15 protein-coding genes are annotated in these 26,217 nt (G+C 60.3%); 8 read left to right on the plus strand and 7 right to left on the minus strand.

Annotated features, from left to right (window positions below):
• Positions 1-2: 2 nt before the first annotated feature.
• The 6 genes from Enr13x_RS24455 to uvrA form a co-directional block, all read right to left on the minus strand.
• The gene (locus tag Enr13x_RS24455) at positions 3-1,322 is read right to left on the minus strand and encodes a hypothetical protein (RefSeq protein WP_145389448.1); all 1,320 of its coding nucleotides are present in this window, start codon (positions 1,320-1,322) and stop codon (positions 3-5) included.
• Entirely contained in the window at positions 1,319-3,013 is a 1,695-nt protein-coding gene (locus Enr13x_RS24460; RefSeq protein WP_145389449.1) for a serine/threonine-protein kinase, read from the minus strand. Before Enr13x_RS24460 ends, Enr13x_RS24455 begins: the two co-directional genes overlap by 4 nt.
• A 9-nt stretch (positions 3,014-3,022) precedes the next feature.
• A complete protein-coding gene (locus tag Enr13x_RS24465; RefSeq protein ID WP_145389450.1) occupies positions 3,023-4,576 on the minus strand; it encodes a hypothetical protein in 1,554 nt (517 codons plus the stop codon).
• 262 nt (positions 4,577-4,838) lie between these two features.
• Positions 4,839-5,654, minus strand: coding sequence for a signal peptide-containing protein (locus tag Enr13x_RS24470; protein ID WP_145389451.1), 816 nt, complete (start codon positions 5,652-5,654; stop codon positions 4,839-4,841).
• A gap of 148 nt (positions 5,655-5,802) precedes the next feature.
• Complete coding sequence (locus Enr13x_RS24475; RefSeq protein WP_145389452.1) at positions 5,803-7,035, minus strand: class I SAM-dependent methyltransferase; 1,233 nt, start codon at positions 7,033-7,035, stop codon at positions 5,803-5,805.
• A gap of 234 nt (positions 7,036-7,269) precedes the next feature.
• Positions 7,270-13,707 (minus strand): excinuclease ABC subunit UvrA, encoded by a 6,438-nt coding sequence (gene uvrA / locus Enr13x_RS24480; protein ID WP_145389453.1) that lies wholly within the window; start codon positions 13,705-13,707, stop codon positions 7,270-7,272.
• 336 nt (positions 13,708-14,043) lie between these two features.
• Between uvrA and Enr13x_RS24485 the strand changes: the two genes are divergently transcribed.
• The 4 genes from Enr13x_RS24485 (at position 14,044) to Enr13x_RS24505 (ending at position 20,214) form a co-directional block, all read left to right on the plus strand.
• Entirely contained in the window at positions 14,044-15,294 is a 1,251-nt protein-coding gene (locus tag Enr13x_RS24485) for a M48 family metalloprotease (RefSeq protein WP_197455323.1), read from the plus strand.
• A 377-nt stretch (positions 15,295-15,671) separates the two neighbouring features.
• Complete coding sequence (locus Enr13x_RS24495; RefSeq protein WP_145389456.1) at positions 15,672-16,118, plus strand: hypothetical protein; 447 nt, start codon at positions 15,672-15,674, stop codon at positions 16,116-16,118.
• A 19-nt stretch (positions 16,119-16,137) separates the two neighbouring features.
• A complete protein-coding gene (locus Enr13x_RS24500) occupies positions 16,138-17,400 on the plus strand; it encodes a leucine-rich repeat domain-containing protein (RefSeq protein WP_145389457.1) in 1,263 nt (420 codons plus the stop codon).
• Between the two features lie 591 nt (positions 17,401-17,991).
• Complete coding sequence (locus Enr13x_RS24505) at positions 17,992-20,214, plus strand: hypothetical protein (RefSeq protein WP_145389458.1); 2,223 nt, start codon at positions 17,992-17,994, stop codon at positions 20,212-20,214.
• Positions 20,215-20,283: 69 nt separating this feature from the next.
• On the opposite strand, the gene Enr13x_RS24510 is transcribed toward Enr13x_RS24505, so the two are convergent.
• Entirely contained in the window at positions 20,284-20,499 is a 216-nt protein-coding gene (locus Enr13x_RS24510) for a SlyX family protein (RefSeq protein ID WP_145389459.1), read from the minus strand.
• Positions 20,500-20,639: 140 nt separating this feature from the next.
• On the opposite strand from Enr13x_RS24510, the gene Enr13x_RS24515 reads away from it, so the two are divergent.
• The 4 genes from Enr13x_RS24515 (at position 20,640) to Enr13x_RS24530 (ending at position 25,807) form a co-directional block, all read left to right on the plus strand.
• Positions 20,640-21,710 (plus strand): pyridoxal-phosphate-dependent aminotransferase family protein, encoded by a 1,071-nt coding sequence (locus Enr13x_RS24515; RefSeq protein WP_231743757.1) that lies wholly within the window; start codon positions 20,640-20,642, stop codon positions 21,708-21,710.
• A gap of 236 nt (positions 21,711-21,946) precedes the next feature.
• On the plus strand, positions 21,947-23,392 hold the full coding sequence (locus Enr13x_RS24520; protein ID WP_145389461.1) for an FAD-binding oxidoreductase: 1,446 nt from the start codon (positions 21,947-21,949) through the stop codon (positions 23,390-23,392).
• The gene (locus tag Enr13x_RS24525; RefSeq protein WP_145389462.1) at positions 23,385-24,536 is read left to right on the plus strand and encodes an FAD-binding protein; all 1,152 of its coding nucleotides are present in this window, start codon (positions 23,385-23,387) and stop codon (positions 24,534-24,536) included. Before Enr13x_RS24520 ends, Enr13x_RS24525 begins: the two co-directional genes overlap by 8 nt.
• Complete coding sequence (locus tag Enr13x_RS24530) at positions 24,533-25,807, plus strand: (Fe-S)-binding protein (protein ID WP_231743758.1); 1,275 nt, start codon at positions 24,533-24,535, stop codon at positions 25,805-25,807. The genes Enr13x_RS24525 and Enr13x_RS24530 overlap by 4 nt, the downstream gene beginning before the upstream one ends.
• Positions 25,808-26,217: the final 410 nt, after the last annotated feature.

The raw sequence follows: 26,217 nt of genomic DNA on the forward strand, positions 1-26,217 counted from the left end.
GGTCAGCTGATAAACATGACGGTGAGCAGAAAGCCCATGATCACGACGCTCGCCAATCCTAACATGACCTGGCTGCGATAATAACCTTGGGTGACCCAGTTCAACCCCAGGCACATGACAACGGTCACGATGACCAGAACCAGCATTCCGACGGCCTTCGAAAGCTTGCCCATCGAAGATCGTTGAAACGCTTCTGCGGCCGTCATTCTCGCGTTGCTGACCTGCTGCGAATCAGGCACTTCGACCAAGACGGCCTCCCGCCAAACGTCACCGTAGGAACGCGAAAGTCGCTGAGCGAATCGATCGATGACATGCCGCTCGTCGATGATCGCATACGGCTTGCCGCGAAAATCGATCGCGGCCTGGCGAACCGCATCGGACAACGCCTGTTTGCGTGCTTGCCCCTCGGAAGACTGAAGTTCGCCGGAGTAGCCGACGACAAAATTGCGTCGCGGATACATCGAAACGAACTGATCCAACGATTCGACCCAAGGCTTTTCGGTGACAAAGGCCTGAAACGAGGTTTGGTGCTGTGCGGATTGCATGGTGCAGGTCAACAATCCGTTCTCGATCCGTTGTTGACGATCCCATGTCGCCGGTTGCGAGCTCGCCGCAGAGACGATCAGATGAACCGAAAGCTGATTCTCGGTGGGTTCCGCTGGCACGGTGCCGACCGACCGGACGACGACGCCGGGAAACAGCTTGCTAAGCTGTTCGGTGATTGGGGGGACCAGAGACTCGACGCTCGGCCCCGACGCGCTGACGACAATGGTTTGGGGATCGATCACGTCGTCGTTCTCGTCGCGCTGGAGCACTTGTTTCTCTGCGAGTCTTTCTCGCAGTCCGGCAGTCAGCGGCCTGATTGCCGCGGAGTAACTGGGATAAACGTTTGCCGTGAACGCTTCCGTACCAGTCGTTCGCCATTGCCCCGGCGTCTGTTCACCTGCCGACGGTTCCTCGGCCAACTCAACGATCGGCGGCGGCACAGGCCGCTCGGGATTGGACGCAACCGCGGCAGGAACGTCCCCCCGTGGCGTGGCGGGAACAGTCGCGTCGACCGATCGCGGCGACGGCTTGGATCCCGTCGCAACCGTCATCGTTGATCCGCTGCTGCCGGGCCCCTCTTGGTTCGATTCCATCCGCAGGGTAAACGTGGCGACCAGAAAAAGTGATGGCACCACCAACAGCAAAAACAGTCCGGCCAAGATCGATCCGACGCGACCGGCGGTCGATTTTGCGTTGATGGAAAACACGATCGTCAAGATCAAAATCGCCAGGTACAAGCCGGCAATGATCAACAGGGCAAAGGTCGCAATCATCATGAAACTCGCTCGGCAGTTGGTGGTGTGGAGGAATTGGCGGGATCTAAACCATGTGCCTCGGACGGGGTGTCATCGACCGACGCAGCTGTCCCGGTCGTCTCATGGCGGTTCGGTGAAAACTGGTCTGGTTCCACCCAAATCGACGTCAACTGAACGGTGATCGCCGCCGCCATCGTGGCGGCCATCGAAAGGATGGCGAAGTCCAGAATGACGACATACATCCCCAATGCCCAACCACTCGCTCCGGAGACCAAACCGCCGATCGCACCGGCAACCAAGGTGCGTGTGACAATCACGCGTTGGGCGCGGTGCGGGTCCCGGAAGGAACGCCAATCCATCAGCATGGTCGCCACGAGTGTCCCCAGCCAACATCCGACGAAAACCTCGTAAGAGGACAGATTGTTCAGGAAGTTGGCGATGAAAAAATAGACCAACAACCAAATTCCAAGCAACCAGAGTCGGGAGACCAATGCGGTGACAACGCGGGGCTTTTGAGGTTCGACAAGAACGAGCGCGATGGCCAATAACATCGAAATCAGCCAAATCCCGAGCGTCATCAGCACGGCGGTCGACGCATCGAGAGCCCCAGAAACGTCATCCGTGGCTGCGAATGCCACCGTCATCAAAAGAAGCGTTGCACCGATTGAGAGTCCCACGCGGGCCAAGTACCGGACGTCGGCCATCCGCCGCACCCGCGCCGCGAGCACTTCATGGCGAACGGGTTCATCGAACAACGTTTCCGATTCGGCGGTATCGCTGATCGCGTGCGCCGTGCCGACGGTATCGGCCAGGTCTTCGACACCGATCGATTCGATTGGCGGCGGTATCGAAGCTGATGGAGAGGGTGATCTTTGCCCGACCAGCGACAAACTGGCAGGAATCGAATCGTCCGTCACACTCGTCGTCTCGCAGCCGAGTGCCGCGGCCATTTCCCAAGCCGACTGAAATCGCTTTGCCGGATCTCGGTCCATCGCTTTTCGCACGACGCCGGCAAAGGGTTCTTGCAATCCGCTGACGTCGACTTCGCCCGCCAAATGTTTCATCAAAATCTCGCCGACACTTTCTCCCACAAACGGCGGTTTGCCGGTCAGCATTTCGAACAGCATGACGCCGAGCGCATACAGGTCGACCGTTTTGTCGTACCGGCCCATGCTGATTTCCGGCGCCATGTAATGCACGCTGCCGACGGTCATCGTATGACCGCTGGCGTGACTGACCGTGATCACTTTGCTCAAACTGTAATCGCCGATCTTGACGATGCCGTCTTCGAAGAAAATGTTGTGCGGCTTTAAATCGCGGTGCACGATTCCGGCTTCATGCAGATAGTCGATGCCCTTGGCCAATTCGCGAACAAAGAACAACGCCTGCTCCGGCCCGATCCCCTCCGGCGACGCATCCAAGATCTCGCGCAGCGATGCGCCCGAGACAAATTCCATGATCACCCAGGGCGTTCCGTCGACTCCCTGTTTGACATCGAAAATCATCACCAGATGCGGCGACTTTAAATTCATGCAGTGCCCGATCCCGCGCAGTTCGACGTCCTCGTAATTCTGCACCGCTTTCAAAGCGACTTCGCGGCCGGCATCGCTGGTCGCAAAGTAGACTTCGCCGAATCCGCCGCGGCCGAGGGCGTGCCCGATCGTAAACCCCTCCAGCGGCCGATCGCCCGGTTGGTAGTGAAAAGCTGGCATGCGGCGATCCTAAGACAAGGTGATTTGATTGAGCGTGAACCGCGTCTCGCCGAGCAAGACCGAACGATCGGCCACCAGTGGGCTGGTCTCGCCTCCGCATCCGGCGTACTTGATCGCGTAACCTTCTGCGGTGCGAAAAACAACGATCGGGCGTTCACAACCGGAGATCGAAAAGTGTCCGCCCCGCGGGGAAAACAGCAAGGAGTCCGCCATCAACGCCGCACAGCGAATCTCTCGCTTGGCCAGTCCCGCACCGGACAACTGCAGCAACGCTGAACCGCTCGCGGGAACCGGTTTGCGGAACTTCAATCGGCCCCGTCGCCCGAAGCCGATCGAATCACCGTTGGCCAACAGCCGCCGTCTGGTCGGCTGGTCATTGACACCAAATTCGGCGTCCGACTCGGCAAAGTAGTCTTCGCCCGCCCGACGGATGAACAACGCTGACGAGGGCCCCTCGGTCATCAGCGGCAGATCGTATCGCTTTGATCGGGAAGCCGAACCGACCGAAATCCGATCCGCATCGAGCAACAACACCGCCCCCAACCCATCGACCCGCAACACCCAAACCCCCAAAAAGGTGTCCGACACCTTTTTGGCAAACAGGGCGCTTTGAGCAGATGGGGTGTGGAAAAAGGTGTCGGACACCTTTTTGGCAGAAGGGGCAGTTTGGTGGGGTGGGGTGGTGCCGTCGAGTAGGCCCAGTGGCCCCGAACGCACGCCCGCGGACTGGCGGGCAAGCTCGGCGAGCGTCGTGCGGGTCTCTGCGATCCAACGCGTGCCCGGGACGATCTGGTCGACCAGGGCGAGTTCGCGTTCGGCTTCCACATAGTTTGCTTGATCGACTAACTCGCACGCCCGAACGCATCGATCGAAACAGCTTCGCATCTCATTCAGGCGAGCATCCGTGGGCGCCACGACGACCGCCAGCGCTAACCAATCGTTGCCGCGATCCAATCGACCGCTCTCCAAGTCGCCGACGATTTGCGCGCGGATCGGTTCGAGCATGGCATTGATTTGCATCACCACCAGTCGATGGTGTTGAAGCTCTGGATCAAGCGATTTGACGATCGCAATCCCCGCGCTCCAATCCCCCGTCTCGATCGCCTGTTCGATTCGATCGGCGGCAGCGGCGGCCAACGCGCGTTTGCGTTCGATTTCCGCGGCAAGCCTGGATTGGGAGGGGCCGGTCGGCAAGAGATTCTGTCCTAAAGTGAAGTGTCCCAACTGAGCCTGGATTTTAGCTGCTCGGGCAGACGCCTGCTCAGCGGCGTCCCGCGAACGGTGTTCCGATTCCATTTGAGCAACACGTTGGACCAAATTCGCGACGTCGTCCGTGCGCCCCGCCAGACGCTGTGCTTTGTCCGCATCACTGCGGGCATCGCCGGATCGTTGTTGATCGAGATGTTGGTGTGCCCGATCCACAAATTTTTTAATCAGCACGTCCGTTACACGTTGTCCGTCACGGTGCTCCCGCTGCGGCGTGGCCACAAGTAATTCAAACGCTTCATCCAATCGCCCTGCGGTGATCGCGGTCTGGATTCGTTTGAGTTGAAGGTGGAGCACGATACTGGAATCCCTGTTAGGGAGTGTCGGACGTGAGGTGCCAGCGGCCCGGGAGGCAACGCTGTGAATCATTTTTTAGCGGCAGGGCGCGAGCCCTCCGGTGTTGTGGCAGAGATGAAGAACCGGAGGGCTCGCGCCCTGCCGCTAGAACCCCAAGAAACACATGGGAAAAATGCCTCACAGCGTTTTCCGGGAGGGTTATTCAAAAATGTGTCGTTACCCACGCCTGCCAAAACGGGGAAGTTGATTCACCCTGAGCACCTTACTGGTCGCCAACGCTGACCATTGTTTTTCGGTTCTCCGTGTCGTCGAAATACTCGTCAAAGTCAGCCAGAATCTGTGCCTCGCTTTGCCCCTCGTCGGTCAGTTCGATGGCAAAGACGTCTTGCTGATGATCCAAGACTCGTTCGGCGACCGCCAATCGCATTTCGATCTGTTTCAGCAACTGATCGGCCTGCGACAGTTCGCTGCCGTCGACGTGGATTCCGGATTCGAACTTGGACGCTTGAACCAACCGAGATTGCGCGGCCAGGGCCTCGACCTTCTGCTCCAATTCGGCTTTCCGGTGACGCATCGAATCCAGTGACGCGAGCGCCGCGGTCAACGATTCGTTTCGTTTTTCCAACAGACGTTCCTTGCTGGCCAGTGCGAGTTGTCCCGTCTTGTAGCGGTCCAGTCGCCTGGAAAGCTGTTCGGTGAGTTGAGATCGCGTCAGGCGATGGCCGCCGACTTGATAGGACACGGTCTGTGTTCGCATCTGATCGCGAAGCTTTGAAAGCGTTGCCAGTTCGTTTTCGAGGCGTGCTTCGGTTTCGGAGACGTCTCTTTGCAGGGCCGAGATTTCCACCTCTTCCTGGGCGATCATCCGCACTTGCGCCTGTAACTCCGGCAAGATGGCTTCGATCAGATCACGGGCGCGGCGCAGTTCAAACTCGACCGGAACGGTTTCTTGGACCGAATCACGGACCGAACGTGCCGACGTCCGGAGGTAACTAAAAAACCCCGGCCCCAACAACAGGACGCCGCCGACCAGGACCGCCAGGAATGCGGCGACGGAGTATTTGACCGCTCGAAACATGACAACCAACCTTCAAAGAGTGAATGCGACTCGAAAACGACCGAGTTCACGGTCTTCAAAAGGGCAGTCGAAGGTTCGGGGGAAATGTGACAGAGAAAGTGGGAAAGTTTTTGGGGAAAGGATTCCTGCGGCGATGGCCGCAGGAGCATCAACGGTGACGGTGCCCGGACGCTTGCGGGACGCTCATCGCCGCGAATTGCCGTCGGGATCCTTTCCCGATCCACAGCGTGACCGGTCGCTCGCCACAGGGTCGGTAACGTTTTTCCAGCACGTTGGGATTTTGAGACACGCCCCTGGTCTTCACCCGCCAGGGATAACAATTCATCGATCGCAAGGTTTTGCGCAACTTGCGGTCGTCACAGGCACCGGACCAGATCACCGGTTCGCAGATCGCCAAGTCACTCTCGATCGCGGTGTCGCCGGTCAGAAAACCGCTGGGTCCGCCGATCATGCTGTAGCCGTGTTGTCCGGCAAACGATTCGGTCAGTCCGGCGGCGCGGATCGCGGCATCGGGATCGGCCAAGTAGTCGAGCGGCTTCTCGACCCGGCGGCCCGCCCGGTCGTCCCCATCGCCGGTGTAGGTCACCGCGCCGCCATCGGTGCGAACCACCACGGAGGTGCGTGAAGCTTCGATCAGCGGGTGGCCGAAACATGCGGCGGCCCGGTCGATCGCCTGCCGGGTCAACAACGTTTGCTCGCGGACGCTGCCGCCGAGTGAAATCCACAGCCGATGCCGCTCCGGGCGGTCTTCGATCACTGCGGCAGGCGCCAGCTTGACGATCCCGGCGGCGCAGCGGTCCAAGATTTCCTCCACCACATCCCACGTCGGCGAATAATCTTCGGGGCGTACCTTGCGACCAGCGTCATCACGTCGATCGGGATCCAAATGAACCGTCGCATCGGCGGCAATGGGCACCGTGGCGACGTCATCGCAGCGGACCGCAACCTGCGTTACCGTGGACTGCACATTCATCCGCAGATTCTCCGTCGTCATCGCGACCATCATCGGATCGCGATCGACCGCGGTCACCGGGACATCGCCAGACCCGACCCTCTTGGCGATCGCCAACGTGTCAGCCCCCAGGCCACAGCACCCGTCGAGTACCGAGCCGGAGTTCATCCAACGCGCCTTCAACTCGGCGACCGGAGCGGGCGTCGCTTGGCTGAGCGATCGTTCGGTGCACCACCAAATCCCATCTCCGAGTTTCGCCCGGGCTTTCGATTGCAGATTCAACGACACCAGGACGACGGCAGCCAGATCTTCGCCGACCAGTGACCGAATCTTGGCGGCCAAGGCGGTGTCCCAAGTCCCGTGGGCCAATGCGATGCGCAGCGCGTCTTCGCAGCGTTCCAGGTCGTCGGCGGAAATCGGAGCAATCATCGTAAGGCAGTAAGTCGGTAGGTTGCGTCATTCATCCCAGCACGTGGCGTCAGCCAGTGGCGCGTGCTCGATCCCTCGCGCCGCTCGCTGACCGGGCTGTCGATTTAGTGAGCCGCGACGCGTAAGCGGCCGGGCATTTCCGCGCCCGCCCGAGGCCTTACGGCCAGCGGCTCACCATTGACTCCGCAGATCCCGATTCAATCGACAAGCTGTGACGCGTCCCGCTGGAGTGCATCACGACGTCAACGTTCGCTTGAGGAATCGGCGCAGGGCCGGTTTGGTGGCTTGGCCGAGTCGATTGATCGCCAGCGTGGTGGCTTGTTCGTCGCGTGAGACGGTGATTTTTGCGTCACCGAGTTCGTCGGCTTCGGCCGGATCGAGTGGCTCATTGGCAACGATCTTGACCGCATCGAGGTCACGGGTGCGGATCGACAGTTTGACGTCGCCGTCGGCGCCAACCACATCGACGCGGTTGGCGGCCGACATCCGCAAACAATCTTCGCCGCCGATCTTTTCAATTTGGTCGAACAGACGGTCGGGCAGTTTGATCGGCCAGTCGGGCGTGGCGTTGTCGTCAAACCCCTTGGGCATCGAATGCCATTTTCGTCCCAGCGTTTTCCAGATCGTGCTGGCGTCGTGTTTCTTCTTCTTGCGTTTCGGTTTCGCCTTTTTCGCTTGACCGTTCGATTTGGACGCCGTTTTCGACGCGAGCGAACTGGTTGCGGGAGACGTGGCTGCATCGATCCGCAATTGCCCGGCACTGGACTCGGCGACCGACTCGCCAGCCGGTTTCGATTTTCCGGTGGACGGATCGAGCGCCTCGGCAACGAAGGACGCCGTGACGGAAACCGGTTCGCCGTTGCGGCGTTTGGCCGTCGCGGCCAATTGCTCGGGCGTGCCTTCAAAGACAATCTTGCCGCCATCGACACCGGCACCAGGCCCCATGTCGATCACCCAATCGGCGCATTTGACGACATCCAGGTTGTGTTCGATGACGACACAGGTGTTGCCCAAGTCGACCAGACGCTGAATCACGTCCAGCAGCTTGGCGATGTCGTCAAAGTGCAAACCGGTCGTCGGTTCGTCCAACAGATACAACGTTTTGCCGGTGCCCGGGCGCGCGAGTTCCGACGCCAGCTTGACGCGTTGTGCTTCGCCGCCGGAAAGCGTCGGTGCGGACTGGCCCAACGTGACGTAATCCAAGCCGACGTCACACAGGGTCTGCAAGACGCGGGTGATGCGTGGTTCGGCGGCGAACAACTCGACCGCCTCGCCGCAGGACATCGCCAAAACGTCCGAAATCGATTTGCCGTGATACTTCACCTGCAACACGTCGTCGTTGTAGCGCCGCGATCCGCATTCCTCACAGGGCACCCAAACGTCGGGCAAAAAATGCATCTCGATCTTGCGTTGGCCGCTGCCCTCGCATGTCTCACAGCGTCCGCCGGAGACGTTAAAGCTGAACGTTCGCGGCGTGTACTTTCGCTCGGCCGCCTCGGGGATCAACGCGAACAGGTTGCGGATCGTATCGAACACGCCGGTGTAGGTTGCCGGGTTGCTGCTGGGCGTGTTTCCCAGCGGCGATTGATCGACACGAATCACTTTGTCGACGTGCCGCAGGCCTTCGATTTTTTCGTGGCGTCCGGGTTTCATCCGCAGCCGATGCAAACGCTTGCCCAGAATCGGGTACAGCGTGCCCTCGATCAACGTGCTTTTGCCGCTGCCGCTGGGCCCGGTCACGACCGTCAACACTCCCATCGGCAATTTTAGATCGACGTGATCCAGGTTGTTTTCCGACGCGCCGATCAGGGTCAAATAATCGACCAATGGCTTGCCGCCGTCGGTCATCACCGGGCGTCGCACGGACGGCAACGGAATGTGCTTGGTGCCGTTGATGTATCCGGCCGTCACGCTTTGTTCGATCGGAGACAATCCTGTCGGTGGACCCTCGGCTACGATTCGGCCGCCATGCCGACCGGCGCGGGGCCCGAAATCGCACAGGTAGTCGCTGCCGGCAATCACGTCGCGATCGTGTTCGACCACCAACAGCGTGTTGCCCAAATCTCGCAATCGATGCAGTGCCGAGAGCAGTCGCAAGTTGTCACGAGGATGAAGCCCGATCGTGGGTTCATCCAGCACGTACAGCACCCCGCACAATCCGCTGCCGAGTTGGGCGGCCAATCGAATCCGCTGCGCTTCGCCGCCGGACAGCGTCGCCGCACCGCGATGCAGCGTCAAATAGTTCAACCCCACATCCAACAGAAAACGCACGCGTGATTGGATTTCACGCACCAGTTCGCCGGCAATCTTTTTCTCGCGGCGATCGAGTTTCCAATCGGTGACGACACCATCCAAACGATCCAACGGCATGTGAACCAAATCGGCCATCGTCCAACCGCGGAACTTGCAAGCCGCCGACTCTTCCCTCAATCGTGACCCGTCGCAGGCGCTGCAATTGATGTCGTCGACGAACTGTTCCAGTTTGCCGCGCAATCCAGGTGTCAAACGCGAGGCTTCTTCAAGCGCGGGATAAAACCCTTTGAAACGAAACCGGAACAACTTGGCGGTCGACTTTGAATTCGGTTTCGCATCGCTCTGCCGGACTTCGATCCAGCGTTCGCCCAGACCGTGAAACAGCAGTCGGCGGTGCGTGGCGGTCAGCTCGTCGAACGGGACATCGATCGGAATACCTGTCTGTCGCGACAGCGCCCGCAACAACCACAACGAGACCTCTTGATCGACACTCGGCCACAGCAGCGAGGCGCCTTCGGCAAGCGTTTTGCGAGGCGAATCGATCAGGGCGGCGGGATTGGTTCCCGTTTGCTTGCCCAGCCCTTCGCACTGCGGACACCAGCCGACCGAACTGTTGAACGAAAAGTGGTGTGGCGTCAGCGTGGGAAAGGACCGACCACAATCGCCGCAAACGAGATGTTGGCTGTGCGTGATCGTTTCCCAGTGCTGTTCGTCGCGATCCGGATTGGCGATCGCGACTTGGATCACGCCGATCCCCAGCGACAATCCTTGTTCGACGCTGTCGCTGATCCGCGAGCGTTCTTCGTCATTGACCGCGATCCGGTCGACAACAACTTGAACGGTTTGTCGTTTCCGCGGGTCGAGCGCCGGTGCCTCGTCGAGTGCGACCGTTTTTCCGTCGATGCGAATCCGCTGGAAACCTTGGCTGCGAAGCGATTGCCAGGTGTCTTTGGACGCTTCACCGGCCACCACCTCGATCGGCGACAACAACAGGGCTCGCGTTCCTTCGGGCATCGACAGAACTTTTTCGGCGATCTGTTCGGGAGTCTGCGTGCCGACTTCCACGCCGCAATCCGGGCAGTGTCGCGTCCCCAACCGAGCCATCAAGATCCGTAGAAAATCAAAAATCTCGGTGACCGTGCCGACGGTACTTCGCGGCGAATGCCCGAGATTTTTTTGTTCCAACGCGACCGCGGGCGACAACCCTTCGATCCGTTCGACCTTGGGTTTTTGCACCTGGCCGATGAACTGCCGGGCGTACGACGAAAGCGATTCGACGTAGCGACGTTGGCCTTCGGCGTAGATCGTGTCCATCGCCATCGAACTCTTGCCGCTGCCGCTGGGACCGCAAAACACGGTCATCGCGTCGCGGGGAATTTCCGCGGACACCGATTTCAGGTTGTGTTCCGAAGCGGACTGGACCACCAAGTGGGTCTTGGCCTTTTCCGGCGGTGGTGCGAGCGCGGCCGATGCTCTGGCGGCGGTCGCGTGATGCTTGGCCGGCTTGCGACGTTTGACACCCATCACCTTGGCCAATGCCGCACCGGTGTAGCTGTCCATGTTCTTGGCGATCTCGATCGGGCGTCCGGCGGCGACGATTTTTCCGCCCCCGGCCCCGCCTTCGGGGCCCAGATCGAGCACGTAGTCGGCCGTCTTGATGACGTCCATGTTGTGTTCGACGATCACCACGGTATTGCCCCGATCGGCCAACCCGTGAATCACCCGCAACAACAATTCGATGTCGGCAAAGTGCAATCCGGTCGTCGGTTCGTCCAGCACATAAAGCGTCTTGCCGGTTTCTCGTTTACTGAGTTCGCGGGAAAGTTTGATCCGCTGGGCTTCGCCGCCGGAAAGTGTCGGGGACGGTTGGCCGAGTTTCAAATATTCCAGGCCGACGTCGACCAGTGTTTGCAATTTTTCGGCGACCTTGGGAACGTTTTCAAACAGCTCGAGCGCCTGGGCAATGTCCATCTCCAGCACGTCCGCGATCGAGGCGCCTTTGAACTGGACGGACAGCGTTTCGCGGTTGTAGCGTTTGCCGCCGCAAACCGGGCAGGTGACCCAGATGTCGGCCAAAAAATCCATTTCCAACTTGGACGCACCGTTGCCGTCACAGGCGGCGCAGCGTCCGCCATCGACGTTGAAGCTGAATCGGCTGGCGGTGTAACCGCGCGTCTTCGCCTCGGTCAGTTTTGCGAACAGGTTGCGAATCTCGTCAAACACTTTGACGTACGTCGCCGGGTTGCTGCGTGGCGTTCGTCCGATCGGTGATTGATCGATCGCGATCGTCTTGTCCAAAAATTCCAGGCCGCTGATTGAATCGTGGTCACCGGGTTCGCATTCGGCACCGTTCAGCTCACGCCGGAGGGCGGGTTCCAGAATGCCGCCGATCAAGGAACTCTTTCCGCTGCCGGATACCCCGGTCACGCACGTCACGGTGCCCAGCGGAATCGTCGCGTCGACGTTTCGCAAGTTGTGAAATCGAGCGCCGTGGATCGTCAATTGGGCTTCGCCGTCGATCGGCCGCGGTGATTCGGGGATCGCGATCTCGCGGTCGCCGGACAGAAACTGGCCGGTGACGCTACGCTTGTTCGTCCCCAGTTCGTCGGCCACGCCGATGCCGACGATCTCGCCGCCACGGACACCGGGTCCTGGGCCAAAATCGACGATGCGATCGGCCGCCCGCATCGTGTCTTCGTCATGTTCGACGACGATCAGCGTATTGCCGGCATCGCGGAGCCGCACCAGCGTTTCGATCAACCGATCGTTGTCGCGGGCATGCAATCCGATCGAGGGTTCATCCAAGATGTACAACACGCCGACCAGCCCGCTGCCGATCTGGCCGGCCAGACGAATCCGTTGCGATTCGCCACCGGAGAGTGTCGGCGCGGTTCGCCCGAGTGTCAGATAGTCCAGCCCGACACCGAGCAGGAAACCCAACCGCGTGCGAATTTCTTTGAGCGCTTCGGCCGCGATCTTGGCGTCGGTTTCTCCCAGACTGATGTCGGCAAAAAACTGGCTCAACTCATCGATCGACAATTCACACAATGCGGGCAGCGACAGCGAGTGACGATCTTGGAAGGCGTCCGCTGTCGTTGTGATCGTCGCCGCGCTGGCTTGTCGATTCAGCCGACGGCCTTCGCAATCGACGCAATCGATCGTGTTCATGAACTTTTCAAGATGCCGCAATTGCATCTTGTTCTTGGTCGTGCGATAGCGATCCAGAAGCTCGGGAATAAAACCGTCGAACGACCCGGTGTACTTGCGACTCTTTCGGCCGCCACGCCACGTCAATTGGTACGTCGAGTCGCTGCCCCACAGCCACATCTTTTGTGCTTCGGCGGGCAGGTCGCGCCAGCGCGTTTCCAGCATCGACCCCGGTTCGAGTTCGAGCAGCTTGTCCATCGCGGTGGCGAAGCCTTTGTAGATGTGCCGTCGATAGCGACCGATGTCGCCCCATTGGCCCAGCAACGTGATCGCGCCCTTGCGAATCGACTTGGATTCGTCGGGGATGATCATCTCGGGCACAAATGTGTACAGGTGCCCGAGTCCGTCGCAGGCTTCACACATCCCTTGGGGACTGTTGAACGAAAACAGTTGCGGCGTCGGCGGGCGAAAACTTTCACCGCACGATCCGCAGGAGTAGCGGGAGGAAAACAGAATGTCTTCTTTGGCCGGTCGAGCCGAATCGCTGTTGGGCTCGGACAACGACACGATCACCGACGCATCGCCGAGTTTCAGCGCCTGATCGACGGCTTCGTTGATCCGTCCGCGGTCGCGATCATCGATGCCCACTCGATCGACGACCACTTCGACGTCGTGGCGACGGGACCGGTCCAGCGGAGGGGGATCCGACAGACGAATCGTCTCGTTGTCCACGCGCGCCCGGGTGAACCCTTGTTTACGCAAGTCTTCGAACAGGTCTTTGAATTCGCCCTTGTGCCCGCGGACCAGCGGCGCCAGCACCCAGATCGTTTCTTCGGGATCCAGGTCCAAAATCCGCGACGTGATGGCGTCGGACGGTTGGGCGGCAATCGGGACGTGGCAATTGGGGCAATTCGGCGTCGCGACACGGGCGAACAGGACGCGTAAAAAGTCGTAGATCTCGGTGATCGTGCCGACCGTGCTGCGCGGATTGTTGCCGGTCGATTTTTGCGCGATCGAGATCGAGGGGCTCAGGCCGCTGACCAGGTCGACATCGGGTTTGGGCATTTGCCCCATGAATTGCCGGGCGTAATTCGAGAGCGACTCGACGTAGCGGCGTTGGCCTTCGGCGTACAGCGTGTCAAAGGCCAGGGACGACTTGCCACTGCCCGAGACACCGGAAAAACAAACCAGTTCGCCGCGCGGCAGGGTCAGATTGACGTCACAGAGGTTGTGCTCGCGGGCACCCTTGACCTTGATTTCGGTCGTCGACATTCGGGGCAATTCGTGGTCAGTAGAAGACGGCATTCCTTTCCCCGTAGTCTAGCGGGCACGTCAATCTGGCGAAATGAGAGGTTTTCCCGCGAGTTCGGGGCGGTCAGGCGGAATCGACCGGCACAGATGGACACTGCCGGGGATCAAATCCGACCAGACCACAAAAAACACGACTCGCGCACCTCGCCATCGCAACCATACTGCTGGCGACTCGTGGGAGAGGCTTCCAGCCTGTCGCGTTTGAACCGTGGGATAGGCTTCCAGCCTGTCGTGCGTACTTTGACAGGCTGGAAGCCTATCCCACCTTTCCCCCCTTGGCTTTTCAACACGCAGCAGATGCAACTTTATTACTTTCTGGCCGTCATTCTCTCGCTCAGCCTGGGCTCGCTGCCGGAATCCAATCAGTCCTTCGCGCAGGCGGTCGGATTCACCGGGCTGGTGATTCTCGCTTGGTGGGTCCTCTGTTTTCTGGCGGTGCGGTTGGTCGCCGGGCTGATCGACAAGGGGGAGGTCGACGCGACGGTGGGCTACGATTGGTTTGAGCGTCAAACCGAGTGTTTTCGCTGGTTCTCGCTGGGGCTGATCCTGCTTTGCCTGGGGGGATTCGGGCTGGGGCGGAACCTGGACCGGTTGCCGCTGATTCAGCACTCGTTGGCGCTGCAGTCGATGGTATTGTTGGTTCCCGCGATCGCGATGATGGCCGGTTTGTGGGCCGGGGAATCGCGGTTTGCGGCACGGATGGGTGTGGCGCGTCGGGGGTGGTGGGCGACGTTGACGTCCACGTTTTCGGCGCTGCGGAGCAGCGTCGGATGGCTGATCGCACCGATCATCGGCTTTCTGGCGATCATCGATCTGGTCTCGCTGACGGCCGTCGGGGAACAGATCCCGAACTGGGCAGCGTGGGTGGCGTTGGGTGTCGTGATGGTGGCCGGCATCCCGATTTTGGTGCGGCGTGTGTTTCCGACCCGTCCGATCGATGATGCCACCAAGCAATGGATCCAGTCCATCGTCACCGCCGGCGGCATCCGGCGATGCAAGATTGTGATGTGGGACACCAACCAGCAGACCCACAACGCGATGATCGCCGGGCTGTTGGGGCGTTTTCGCGTGTTGCTGTTGAGTGATCGTTTGGTGCGAGATCTGGCGCGTGAAGAGCTTGCCATGGTGATTCTGCACGAAGTGGCTCATGCGAAACGGTTTCACGTGCCGCTGCGAATCACGGCGTTGGTCCCCGCGTGGTTGCTCGGGGCGGGGCTGGAGCGGGGGCTGATGCAGGATGCCTGGGCGACGTGGGCGACGGACTGGGCGGGAACGCTGGGCAGCGTGCTCAGTCTGGTCGCGACCGTGTTGATCTTGCGATGGGTCAGTTATCGCAGTGAATTTGATGCCGACTCGGTGGCCTGTCGGTTGGCGCCCGCGGTTTCACGCAGGTGCGAGCGGGTTCCCGCGACCGAGCCCGACGCACGCCGACAACTTGCATCGGCGCTGCTGCGTGTGACCGAAGGATGCGCCGCGGCGCGCAAGCCGACGTGGCTACACCCCGGAATCGCCGATCGAATCAACGCCTTCTCCCCACCAGTGGCGTAAGCTTCCAGCTTGCGACCCGGGAAGCGTCCAGCGCCCCACTCCACCAGTGGCGTAAGCTTCCAGCTTGCGACCCGGGAAGCGTCCAGCGCCCCACTCCACCAGTGGCGTAAGCTTCCAGCTTGCGACCCGGGAAGCGTCCAGCGCCCCACTCCCCCAACCTCCCAACCTCCCAACCTCCCAACCTCCCAACCGGCAATCAAGACGCTTCCCCCACGAGTCAACCGGAGCACCGGCGGATCACCAATTTCACCGTTTTTTTGCCTTCGGATCGCACTCAGCATTGGTTTTCGCCCGAGAAGTTGCGTATCGTGGAAAGCGGCTGGGCCGTCGATCGGTCTGCCAATCTGCCCATTTCCTACCCAAAATCGAGTCCAGACATGAAGCGATTTTTAGCCTCTGCGGCCGCCGTTTTGCTCGTCGCGACCGCCACCACATTGACCGCCGACGTTGACCTGAAAGACATCCAGTGCGTGGTGGCGAAAAAAGCCGCCGACGCCAGCAAGTCGGCCGACTACAAAGACGGCAAAGTCTTTTTCTGCTGCAACGGATGCGCCGGCAAGTTCGCCAAGGACACCGAGAAGTACGCCGTCAAAGCCAACCATCAGTTGGTCGCGACCAAGCAGTACGTGCAAAAGAAATGCCCGTTTAGCGGCGGTAAATTAAACGAGTCGACGGCGATCAAGTTGGCCGGCACCAAAGTCGCGTTCTGCTGCAACAACTGCAAAGGCAAAGCGGAAGGCGCCGAAGATGACGAAGCCAAGCTGAAGCTGATCTACAACGACAAAGCCTTCAAAAAAGGTTTCGAGCTGGCGAAGAAGGAATAGTCGCTCGTACTGAATTGCAATGCGTTATCGCCTTGTTGTCCATCTCGACGCGCTGACGGCGATCGCAGTTTTCAACGCGGCGTTGCTGTTGATCGGCATCGCCGCGTTGTCGTTTTACCTCGTCGTGCGTCCCAGCAGGCCGCTGGCGGACTGGGCCAGAAAGCGTCGCAGAGTCTTCTGGGTTGCCGGCACGGTTTATCTCGCGTCGATCCTGGTCACCGCCTACTTCCAAACGGGCTGGTATCGTCACGGGATCGGCCTCTTCGTCGCCGGTCTTTCCGGGCTGATCTGGACCGTGTTCGTTGCCGCCCTCGCGGCCGAACGCACGATCCGTCTGCAGACCTTGCTGTGGCTGACGCTGTGTCTGTCGCTGGTCTTTGCCGGCTGGACGACCGGCATCAATCGGTCTCGCAGTCGTGCGCGAATGATTCACGCAATTGAAGCGGCAGGCGGCAGCGTCAACATGGATCGGTTGAGGAACACCGAACCCACGGTGCATCTCCCCAAATGGTCCTTCGCGTTTTTCGACACCTCGTGGGATCGCGTCAGCGACGCGATCATTCCGATCGAAGCGTTCACCCCGAGCGCCGTGCGATCCTGGTGCCTGGACGAACTCTCCGAGATCTATCTGTTGGACGCGAAGAACCAACGGATGGCCGTGGATGCCGATGCGATCGCCGCGATGGATCCCGACAGCCAACTCGATGACTTTGGCGTCTACGGCGGCACCATCGATTCACGTGGACTTGAGTTGTTGGCAAAGTTTTCCGCAATCGAGTCGCTGGCGTTCGACTGCTATGGTGCCCCATTAAACAGCCAGATCAAGCAGTTCCAGAATCTGGAAAACCTTTATCTGACCAACCCCAAATTCGATGACGTCTTTATCGAGCGGATCGATGCGTTGCCGAAACTGTTTCACCTCAATCTGACCGATCCGGTGTTTGCATCCGATTTTTCGACTTCGGCGACACCGGCGGTGGATGTGGTTTATATCTCAGGCAGCACGATCGAGACGGGCACGCTGTCGGCGCTCGGTGCGTTTCACAGCTCGCTGGCGTTTTCAAGCAGCACGCTCAGCCTGTCGCGAAACGAGCTTCCGGTCATGCCGCACACCAAAGGGCTCTACTTCTATCAGTGCAATCTGACCGATGAGATGTTGATGCAGTTCTCCGCGCTGCCGCAACTGGAGCATTTGTCGATCCGCAGCGGAAACGTCACGCGGTCCGGGCAAGAAGCGTTTCGAGAATTGCGGCCGAACGTGGCGATGGATTTTGTCCGGTGAAAGTGTTTCATTCGGCGTTATCGGGAACCGGGTAGTCAACGCGGAGAAGCATTGATTTGCTGTTTTTGCCCGTCGGGGTCGTGCCGTCGGCTACCTGCTGCGATCCACGTCATGCAGGACATCGACCGATCGCAGCGTGATGACGCGGTTGCGGTTTCACACATTCTTGCCGAATTTCCCCCCTCTTGTTTTGCCTCGGCGGTGGCCCATTCGCTATGGTGTACCAACCTTCTCCCGCTTTTTGAACAATTCGCACGAGACAACCTGCGAGCCATGATGTTCAGCCAACCTTCGACTTTTCGTGCGGAAGGGCGTGAGCCCAATGCCCCTTTCTTTGGCTCTAAAGGTGTTAGCGGAACGGCGCGAGCCGTCCGGTCGCGTTTCAAAATCACCGTGAAAGACCGGAGGGCTTGCGCCCTGCCGCTAAAATCGAAAGAAACTCCGGGGCAAAATGCTTCACCGCGTTGCCGCTTGGGGCGACGGATCGAGATCGCTTGCTTGGCGTTGTGGCTTTCGACCGGCGCGGTCGCGATCGCAGACACAACAGTCCCTGATTCGTCGGCGACACCTGAATCGTCGGCGGCTCCGTCGGTGAATGCACGGCCAGCGGTCGTCGCCCCCCACCTGACCGAAGACGCTCCGCGAGCGTTGGCCGACAATCTGGGTCGGCTGAGACGTGAAGTCGACGACGTGCGCAAAGCCTATCAAGGCTGGGGGCTGAAACGCACGATCGAGGTGTTCAAGACGGTGCGGGAGGATCCGACGGCTGGCGGCTCGCAAACGGTCGACTGGTCCAAACAAACGTCCCAGTATTCTTGTCGCGACGACTTTCTGCGTCTGGGAGAACGGTTTCGTTCGGAACGTGTTGAGCCATCTCTGCAGAGGATGGTCTTTGCCTTTGACGGTCAAGTCGGACGGATTCGATTCTCCCAGGGTGTGATCAATCGCCCGCTGTCGACCAGCAGCAACGTCTATGAACGCAACGGCACGCCGAAGTTGCCACACAGTGTTCTGGTCGAGCTTCATTACTCGCGACATCTCGAGTGGTTGCTTCTGGACAACTACGAGGTTCGACCGTTTCCGCCGCAAACCGTGATCGGTGACCCCGAGGTGGAAGAGGTCCAGCTTGACGGCCATCCGTGCTGGAAGCTGCGTTGGTACGGGATCAACAACGAAGACCTGGACATGATTAGCGATTGCGAAGTCTACCTGGCCAAGGACCGCTGCCTGCTGCCGCTCCGCCAGATCTATGAGACTCCGGCCGGCGATCGGGTGCCGGAAGTGAAGACCATTGACATCGATGAATTTCAATTCGATTCGGCGACCGGTTTGTGGTTTCCCAAACAGGTGACGGCCGCCAACCGATGGAATTCGCAAATGCAATTGAACCGGATTCGTTTTGAATTGGATGATCAATTCGGCGACGTTGCGAAGTACGCCGACGCACCGGTGATCACCCCGGAACACTCAAAACCGCCCAAGGCCGTTGTCTCCGGGCACGCACCGGCCGCGGTGCTGACCGAACTGGCTGGCCCGGGAGCCAGTTCGATCGTGATGCGTCAAGCCTTTGAAACCCAAACCGCCGGCAGCAGCACGCTCGGGTTGCTGCTGTTTTTAGCCACCCTGGCGATCTGGTTCAAAGCAACGCGTCTGGGCCGCGCGTTGCGGCAGTTCCTCGGTCGGCACCCGACGCTGATGGGGCTCAGCGGGATCTCCTTGACGGCCTTGGTCGGCTACGCCAGTTCATATCCGCCCGGCTGGACGGTCTACGGTTTGTCGATGATGTTTGCCGGACTGTTCGGGCTGGCCTGGATCGCGATGACCTTCATGCTGATCGGTGACAAACAAGTTTCCATCCGGACCGCGCTGTTCGCCGCCGCCTGCACCGCACTTTGTTTTGGGGGCTACAGCAAGGGGATCAAACGAATCCAAGTTCGCCAGCGGATGATCAGTGAAGTCCGGGAGTTTGGCGGGCGAGTCGAAATGGGGCTTTGGCATCTGGATGAAGAAGGCTTGTATCTGCCCAACCGTCTGGAGCAACTGTTCGGCGAAGCCTGGTCGGGCCGGGCGCATCGCGCTGCGATTCCCAACGAATCGTTCTCTGAAAAAAACATCGACCGTTGGTGTTTGGATGAAGTCAGGTGGCTCGGGTTGGCGTCGCAAGACGAAGCGGCGTTTGACGTCGACGGTGACTCGCTGTCTCGACTCGGCGCGACCGACGCATTGTGGACGCTGCATGTCGAAGGCGGCTACCTGGGCGGCGAAGCCCTGACGGCGGCGGCGAAATTTCCGCGGCTGGTCGACCTGCATTACGATTGCCAACACCGCTCGGTTGCCAAAGAAATCGCGTTGCTGGGACATCTGGAACGCGTCTGGCTGACCAACGCCGTCGTCGACGATGCATTGATCAAGTCACTCCGCGGAATCAAAAACCTGGATTACGTGACCTTGATCAAGCCACGTTTCGGAAACTGCGATCGCCCGCATCACGACTGGAGCATTGACGGGGTCGAGGTGCAGTATGCCACGCTCACGCCGCAAGCGGTCAACACGCTGGGTCAGCTTTCCACCAATCTGTTTTTCGTCGATTGCCATGTCAAACTGCCCGCCGCCGCCGAAGTCGCGCTGCCGTTGACGACCGGGTTCTCGTTCCGCGACAGCGACCTGGACAACCAAGCGTTGTTGCGGCTCACCGAGGCGCCCCACCTGACGTCGGTCGGCTTGACCGGCACCGACGTGTCGATCGACGGCATCGAAGCCTTCTCACAACGTCGTCCCGAGGTTGCCTTGGCCTTGCGTTCGCCTCGCGAATGATGATCCGCTGCAGGTGGACAACGACCGATCGACGACGGCTGATGAACGACGGCTCCATCGCGTGGCGGTTCAATAGTGTGGCGGTTTTTCATCCAGGGGATCCGCGGCCGACTCGGTCGCATTTTTGATCCGGTCGACGGTCTGTTCCCACTTGGCGATGCGTTTGTTGACGCGGTCCAACAACATCGATTGTTCCGTCACGACGTCGTTGAGCACGTCGTATTGACGCTGCAAGTGGGCCAACTGGACTTCCAGATGGGTGATTCGTTCGGTCTCGTTTTTCATCGGTAGCGGTGTCCTGGGGTTCGGAGGTCGAAGCCGAGACGGGTTTCGCGTAGAATTCTCAGCGATGTCTTTGCCAGCTAGCCCTTAACCTGTCAAGAACCAAGATGGTCTCTCCACTTCATCCTCGACAACGATTGCTCATGGGGCCAGGCCCCAGCACGGTGCCGGCGCGTATTTTGCAAGCGATTTCCGCGCCCACGCTCGGGCACCTCGACCCCCAATACATCGAGTACATGGACGAAACCTGCGAGATGATTCGACAGGTCTACCGTACGCAAAACGCGCTCACCTTTCCCGTCTCCGGGACCGGAATGGCCGGGATGGAGACGATTTTGGTCAACTTGCTCGAACCCGGCGACGAAGCGATCGTGATGATCAACGGGGTGTTCGGCGGCCGCATGAAAGACAACATGGAACGTTGCGGTGCGACCGTCCACGCCGTCGAAATCCCGTGGGGAAAATCGTTCTCGCTGGACCAATTCGCCGAAGCCGTTGCGGCCCACCCCAAGGCCAAAATGCTGGGGGTGGTCCACGCCGAAACCTCCACCGGTGCCCTGCAGGACCTCGGCGGTGTCGGTGATCTGTTGCACGATGCCGGCATGCTGTTCGCCGTCGACGCGGTCACCTCGCTGGGCGGCCACGACGTTCGGGTCGACCAGTGGGGCATCGACGCGATTTATTCCGGAACACAAAAGTGTCTTTCCTGTCCGCCCGGATTGTCCCCCGTCTCGTTCTCCGACCGCGCGATCGAGCGGATGGAGGCGCGGTCGACCAAGTCCCGATCCTGGTACTTGGACGTTTCGATGCTCAAGAATTATTACACCGGCGGCGGCGGGCGCGCCTATCACCACACCGCACCGATCAACATGGTCTACGCACTCCGCGAAGCGTTGGCGATTGTGTTGGAAGAAGGCTTGGACGCACGCATCGCACGCCACCGCGAAATGCACGAATTGCTCCGTGACGGGCTGCAAAAACTGGGCCTGTGTTACATCCCGGACCATTCGCTGTGCACACTCAATTGCGTCACGGTCCCCGAAGGCGTCGACGAAGCCGCCATCCGTCGGCGACTGCTCGATGAGTTTGATATTGAAATCGGCGGCGGCCTGGGCGTGTTCGCCGGCAAAGCCTGGCGGATCGGATTGATGGGCGAGTCCGCTTCCCAAAAGAACATCCTGACCCTGCTGGCCGCCTTGGAAGCCTGCCTTTAAGAACCGTCCAGCAAAGGCGACCGCTTTCCGCAAGTACGATGGCCCTTCCGGGCCGTCGTCCGAAAGGCTCGCCGTTCCGCAAGTACGACGGCCCTTCCGGGCCGTCGTCCGAAAGGCTCGCCTTTCCGCAAGTACGACGGCCCTTCCGGGCCGTCGTCCGAAGGGCTCGCCCCGACGCCCCGGAAAAGACGTCGTCCAACGATCCCCGCCGCCCCCTCCCCACCGGTTTAAATGCCATGTCATCGGTCCACCTGCAAACGCTTCGCGACCTGTTGCCGCCCGGTCGGCTCAGCGAAGACGCGGCGTCGCGGGCGGCATTTGAATCCGACGGGCTGACCGCGTTTCGCTGTCGGCCGCTGGCGGTGGTGATCCCGCAAAACGAAACAGAAGTCGTCCAGACGGTGCGTTGGTGTGACCAGCACGCGGTGCCCTTCGTCGCCCGTGGCAGCGGCACCAGCCTTTCCGGCGGGTCGATGCCCGTCTCTGACGGCATCGTGATCTCGCTGAATCGATTGCGGCAAATCATCAAAGTCGATCCCGACAATCGAATCGCCGTCGTCCAGCCCGGTGTCATCAATCTGCAGGTCTCGGCGGCCGCCGCGCGACACGGCCTGTATTACGCACCGGATCCGTCCAGCCAAAAAATCTGCACCATCGGCGGCAACATCGCGTTCAATTCCGGCGGTGCCCACTGCCTGAAATACGGCATGACGTCCAACCATGTGATCGGGATTCGAGCGGTCACGGCCAGCGGAGAAATCGTCAGCTTCGGCGGCGAGTCCCTGGAATCGGTCGGCCCGGATTTCACGGGACTGTTCTGCGGCAGCGAGGGATTGTTCGGGGTCGCGTTGGAAATCACGCTGCGTCTGCTGCCCAAACCGGAGTGTTTTCACACGGTGCTGGTCGGTTACCGATCCCTGCGTGCGGCCGGCGATGCGGTTTCGGCGGTCATCGATTCGGGGCTGTTGCCCGGCGCGATGGAAATCATGGAAGCACTCGCGATCGAAGCGGCCGAAGCCGCGACCCAGTGCGGCTATCCCAAGGGGGCCGCCGCCGTGTTGATCGTCGAATTGGAAGGACCGCGTGAAAAAATCGATGCCGAAAAGAAGCAACTCGAATCGATCATCGCCGCGACCGACGCGTTCGAAACCGTCGTCGCCGCCGACGACCACCAACGCGCCGGGATTTGGGCCGGTCGCAAGAGTGCGTTTTCAGCCGTCGGAAAACTGAGTCCAGATTTTCTGGTCCAAGACGGCGTCGTCCCGCGAAAGCGGTTAGGCGACGCACTGGAAGCGATCGAAGGTTTTTCCAAAGACTCGGGGCTACGTGTCGCCAACGTCTTTCACGCCGGCGACGGCAATTTGCATCCGCTGATTTTGTTCGATGATTCGGTCGACGGTGAATTGGAACGCGCCGAAACACTGGCCGGAAAGATCCTCGACCTGTGTGTCCAGATGGGCGGGTCGATCACCGGCGAACACGGCGTCGGGATGGAAAAGCGAGAGTTTCTTCCCAAAATGTACGACGAACCCACGATGGAATTGATGCATCGATTGAGAGCCGCGTTTGATCCCCAAACGATCGCCAACCCCGGCAAAATGTTCCCGGGCGCGGAGGCACCTGCACTCTCGTCCCACGGACTGCATCCCCTGGAAAAGGCCGGGGTGATCAGCCGTGAGTGAATTCACCAGCGTTGATTCGGTCCAAGCCTTGCAAGAATTGGTCCGCCACAGCGAGTCGATTCTGGTCGTCGGCAATCGCACCAAGCCGGCGCTTTCGTCGCTCGCTGCGCCGACACAATTGATCACCACACGGTCGCTGACGGGGATCATCGAATACGAACCGTCGGAGTTCACGTTCACCGCGCTGGCGGGAACGACGCTCGCCGAAATCAACACGGCCCTGGCGGCGAAGAACCAGTACCTGCCGTTCGACCCCTTGTTGGCCGGGACCGACGCGTCAGCGGGAACCGACGCGTCGGCGGGTGACGCCGCGACGATCGCCGGCACGCTGGCCGCCGGACTCAGTGGTCCCGGTCGGCATCGCTACGGCGGCGTGCGAGATTTTGTGTTGGGCGCCCAATTCGTCGACGGTGATGGAAACCTGATCCAGTCCGGCGGGAAAGTCGTCAAGAATGCCGCGGGATTCGACATCCCGAAACTGCTGGTCGGCAGCTGCGGCCGCTTGGGGGCGATCACCGCGCTGACCTTCAAAGTCTTCCCACGGCCGTGTGAATTCCACACCTATCAGCTGCAAGCCGCCGACCACGATGAAGCGTCCTTGATGATCGCAACCCTGGCGCGAGGCCGCTGGGAACTGGATGCGATCGACTACCGATCCGAGTCTCGTGCGATCTGGGTTCGCATCGGCGGCGCCAAACCCGTCTGCGATGCGATCGCGACCGACATCCGTCGTTGCCTGAAAACGCACACCGTCGAACCGATGACCGATGAACAAACCGCCCAATCATGGACACCACTGATGCAGCTTCGCTTTGGCGGACCGAATCGACGCTCTGTCGTCAAAATCCCGATGGTCTTGCAGCAGATGCAGCGACTGGCAACCTGGTGCGACGACCGTCGCGACAAAGCCTGCCTGCACGCCAGCGTTGCCGGCAGCATCGGATGGCTGGCCGTCGCCGACGACATGCTCCAGGACGTCGATTCGTTCTTGGTCGATTCGGCAATGACCGGCTTGGTCCTCCGCAGCGATCCAGGATCAACCGGGCGCTGGATGCTGGGCACTCGCCGCTCCGCCCCCATCGACCAGAAGATCAAAGACGCGATGGACCCGCCCGGACGTTTTCCCAACCTGGGAGGTGAATGATGCGACACGAGATCAAGACGTCCCAGCACGGCGCGATGGGCCAGACGATGGCCGACGCCGTGAGCACCTGTGTGCACTGTGGGTTTTGTCTGTCGGCCTGCCCGACCTATCAAGAGCTCGGCCGCGAAACCGATTCCCCCCGCGGCCGAATCATCTTGATGAAGGAGGTGCTCGAAGGCACGTTGCCGATCGAGACCGCGGCACCACACCTGGACGCTTGCCTGGGCTGCCTGGCGTGCGTCCCGGCGTGCCCTTCGGAAGTGCCCTACGGTGATTTGATCAGCCCGTTCCGAGCGATCCACGAGTCGAAACGCAAACGCACGCTGGCCGATCGTTTCAAACGCACGCTGGCTCAGTGGACGCTTCCTTATCCGCAACGATTCCGCTTGGCAGCCCTCTCCGGGCGATTGATGAAACCGCTTGCGCGATGGATGCCGAGCCCGATTCGTGTGATGCTGGACCTGCTGCCCGAATCGCTCCCCAAGGCGATGCCGCTGCGTGAAGTCTACCCGGCGATGGGCGAGCAACGCGGACGCGTGGCGTTGCTGGCCGGCTGCGCCCAAACGGTGTTGGATCCCGACATCAACGCGGCGACGATCGAAGTGCTCAACCGAAACGGGATCGAAGTGATCGTGCCGAAGTCGCAAGGGTGCTGTGGGGCGCTGTCGTGGCACGTCGGCAATCTGCGGCAAGCACAAACATTCGCCAAGCAGAATCTGGACGCGTTTCCCAGCGACATCGATGCGATCGTGACCAACGCCGCCGGTTGCGGCAGCGGGCTGCACGAGTACGGATTGATCCTTAAGGGCACGCCAGAGGAAGCCCGTGCGGTGGAATTTACCAAACGCGTTTGCGACGTCTCGGTTTACCTAATCCGCCTGGGTGAGCTCGCACCGTTTCCCGCGTCCCCGGCACCGCAGAGCGTCGCCTATCACGACGCCTGTCACTTGGCCAATGCCCAAGGCGTTCGATCGCAGCCGAGACGTTTGTTGGAACAGGTGCCGGGACTGACGTTGGTGGAGATCGCCGACGGACACCTGTGTTGCGGTTCGGCCGGAACCTACAATATCGACCAGCCCGAGATCGCCGATTCACTCGGACGCCAAAAAGCCGAAAACGTGGTGGCAACCGACGCGGACGTGGTGGCGATGGGCAACATTGGCTGCTTGACACAGATCGCCAACCATCTGCGCGGCCGCGGATCGCCGATCCGCCCCAGGCATACGATGCAAATCCTCCGCGACGCCTACCAGGCCTCTCCCACTGGTTAAGGCACTCCGCCCCTACCCACGCGCCCTCATCATTCTGCCCCGAATCATTCTGCCATCGCTCCCCTCATTCCTCCTCGTGACAAGGCTCCGCCTTGTCACGCAATGCACCGGAGGCTCCCGCCCAATGCCATCTACTTTGACGCCAAGCGGGGTGTTTTTGTTAGCGGTAGGGCGCGAGCCCTCCGGTCTTTCACGGTGTTTTTGAAGCGCAACCGGACGGCTCGCGGGCTGTCGATTTAGTCGGGATCTGCAGAGTCAATGGTGAGCCGCTGGCCGTAAGGCCTCGGGCTTTCGTCGCAGTGCCCGGCCGCTTACGCGTCGCGGCTCACTAAATCGACGGCCCGCTCGCGCCGTTCCGCTAACACCTCTAGTGCCAAAGTAGATGGCATTGGGCTCCCGCCGCCCCGACG

Origin of the sequence: Stieleria neptunia (assembly GCF_007754155.1) — a bacterium.
In the GTDB taxonomy this organism is placed as follows: Bacteria; Planctomycetota; Planctomycetia; order Pirellulales; family Pirellulaceae; genus Stieleria; species Stieleria neptunia.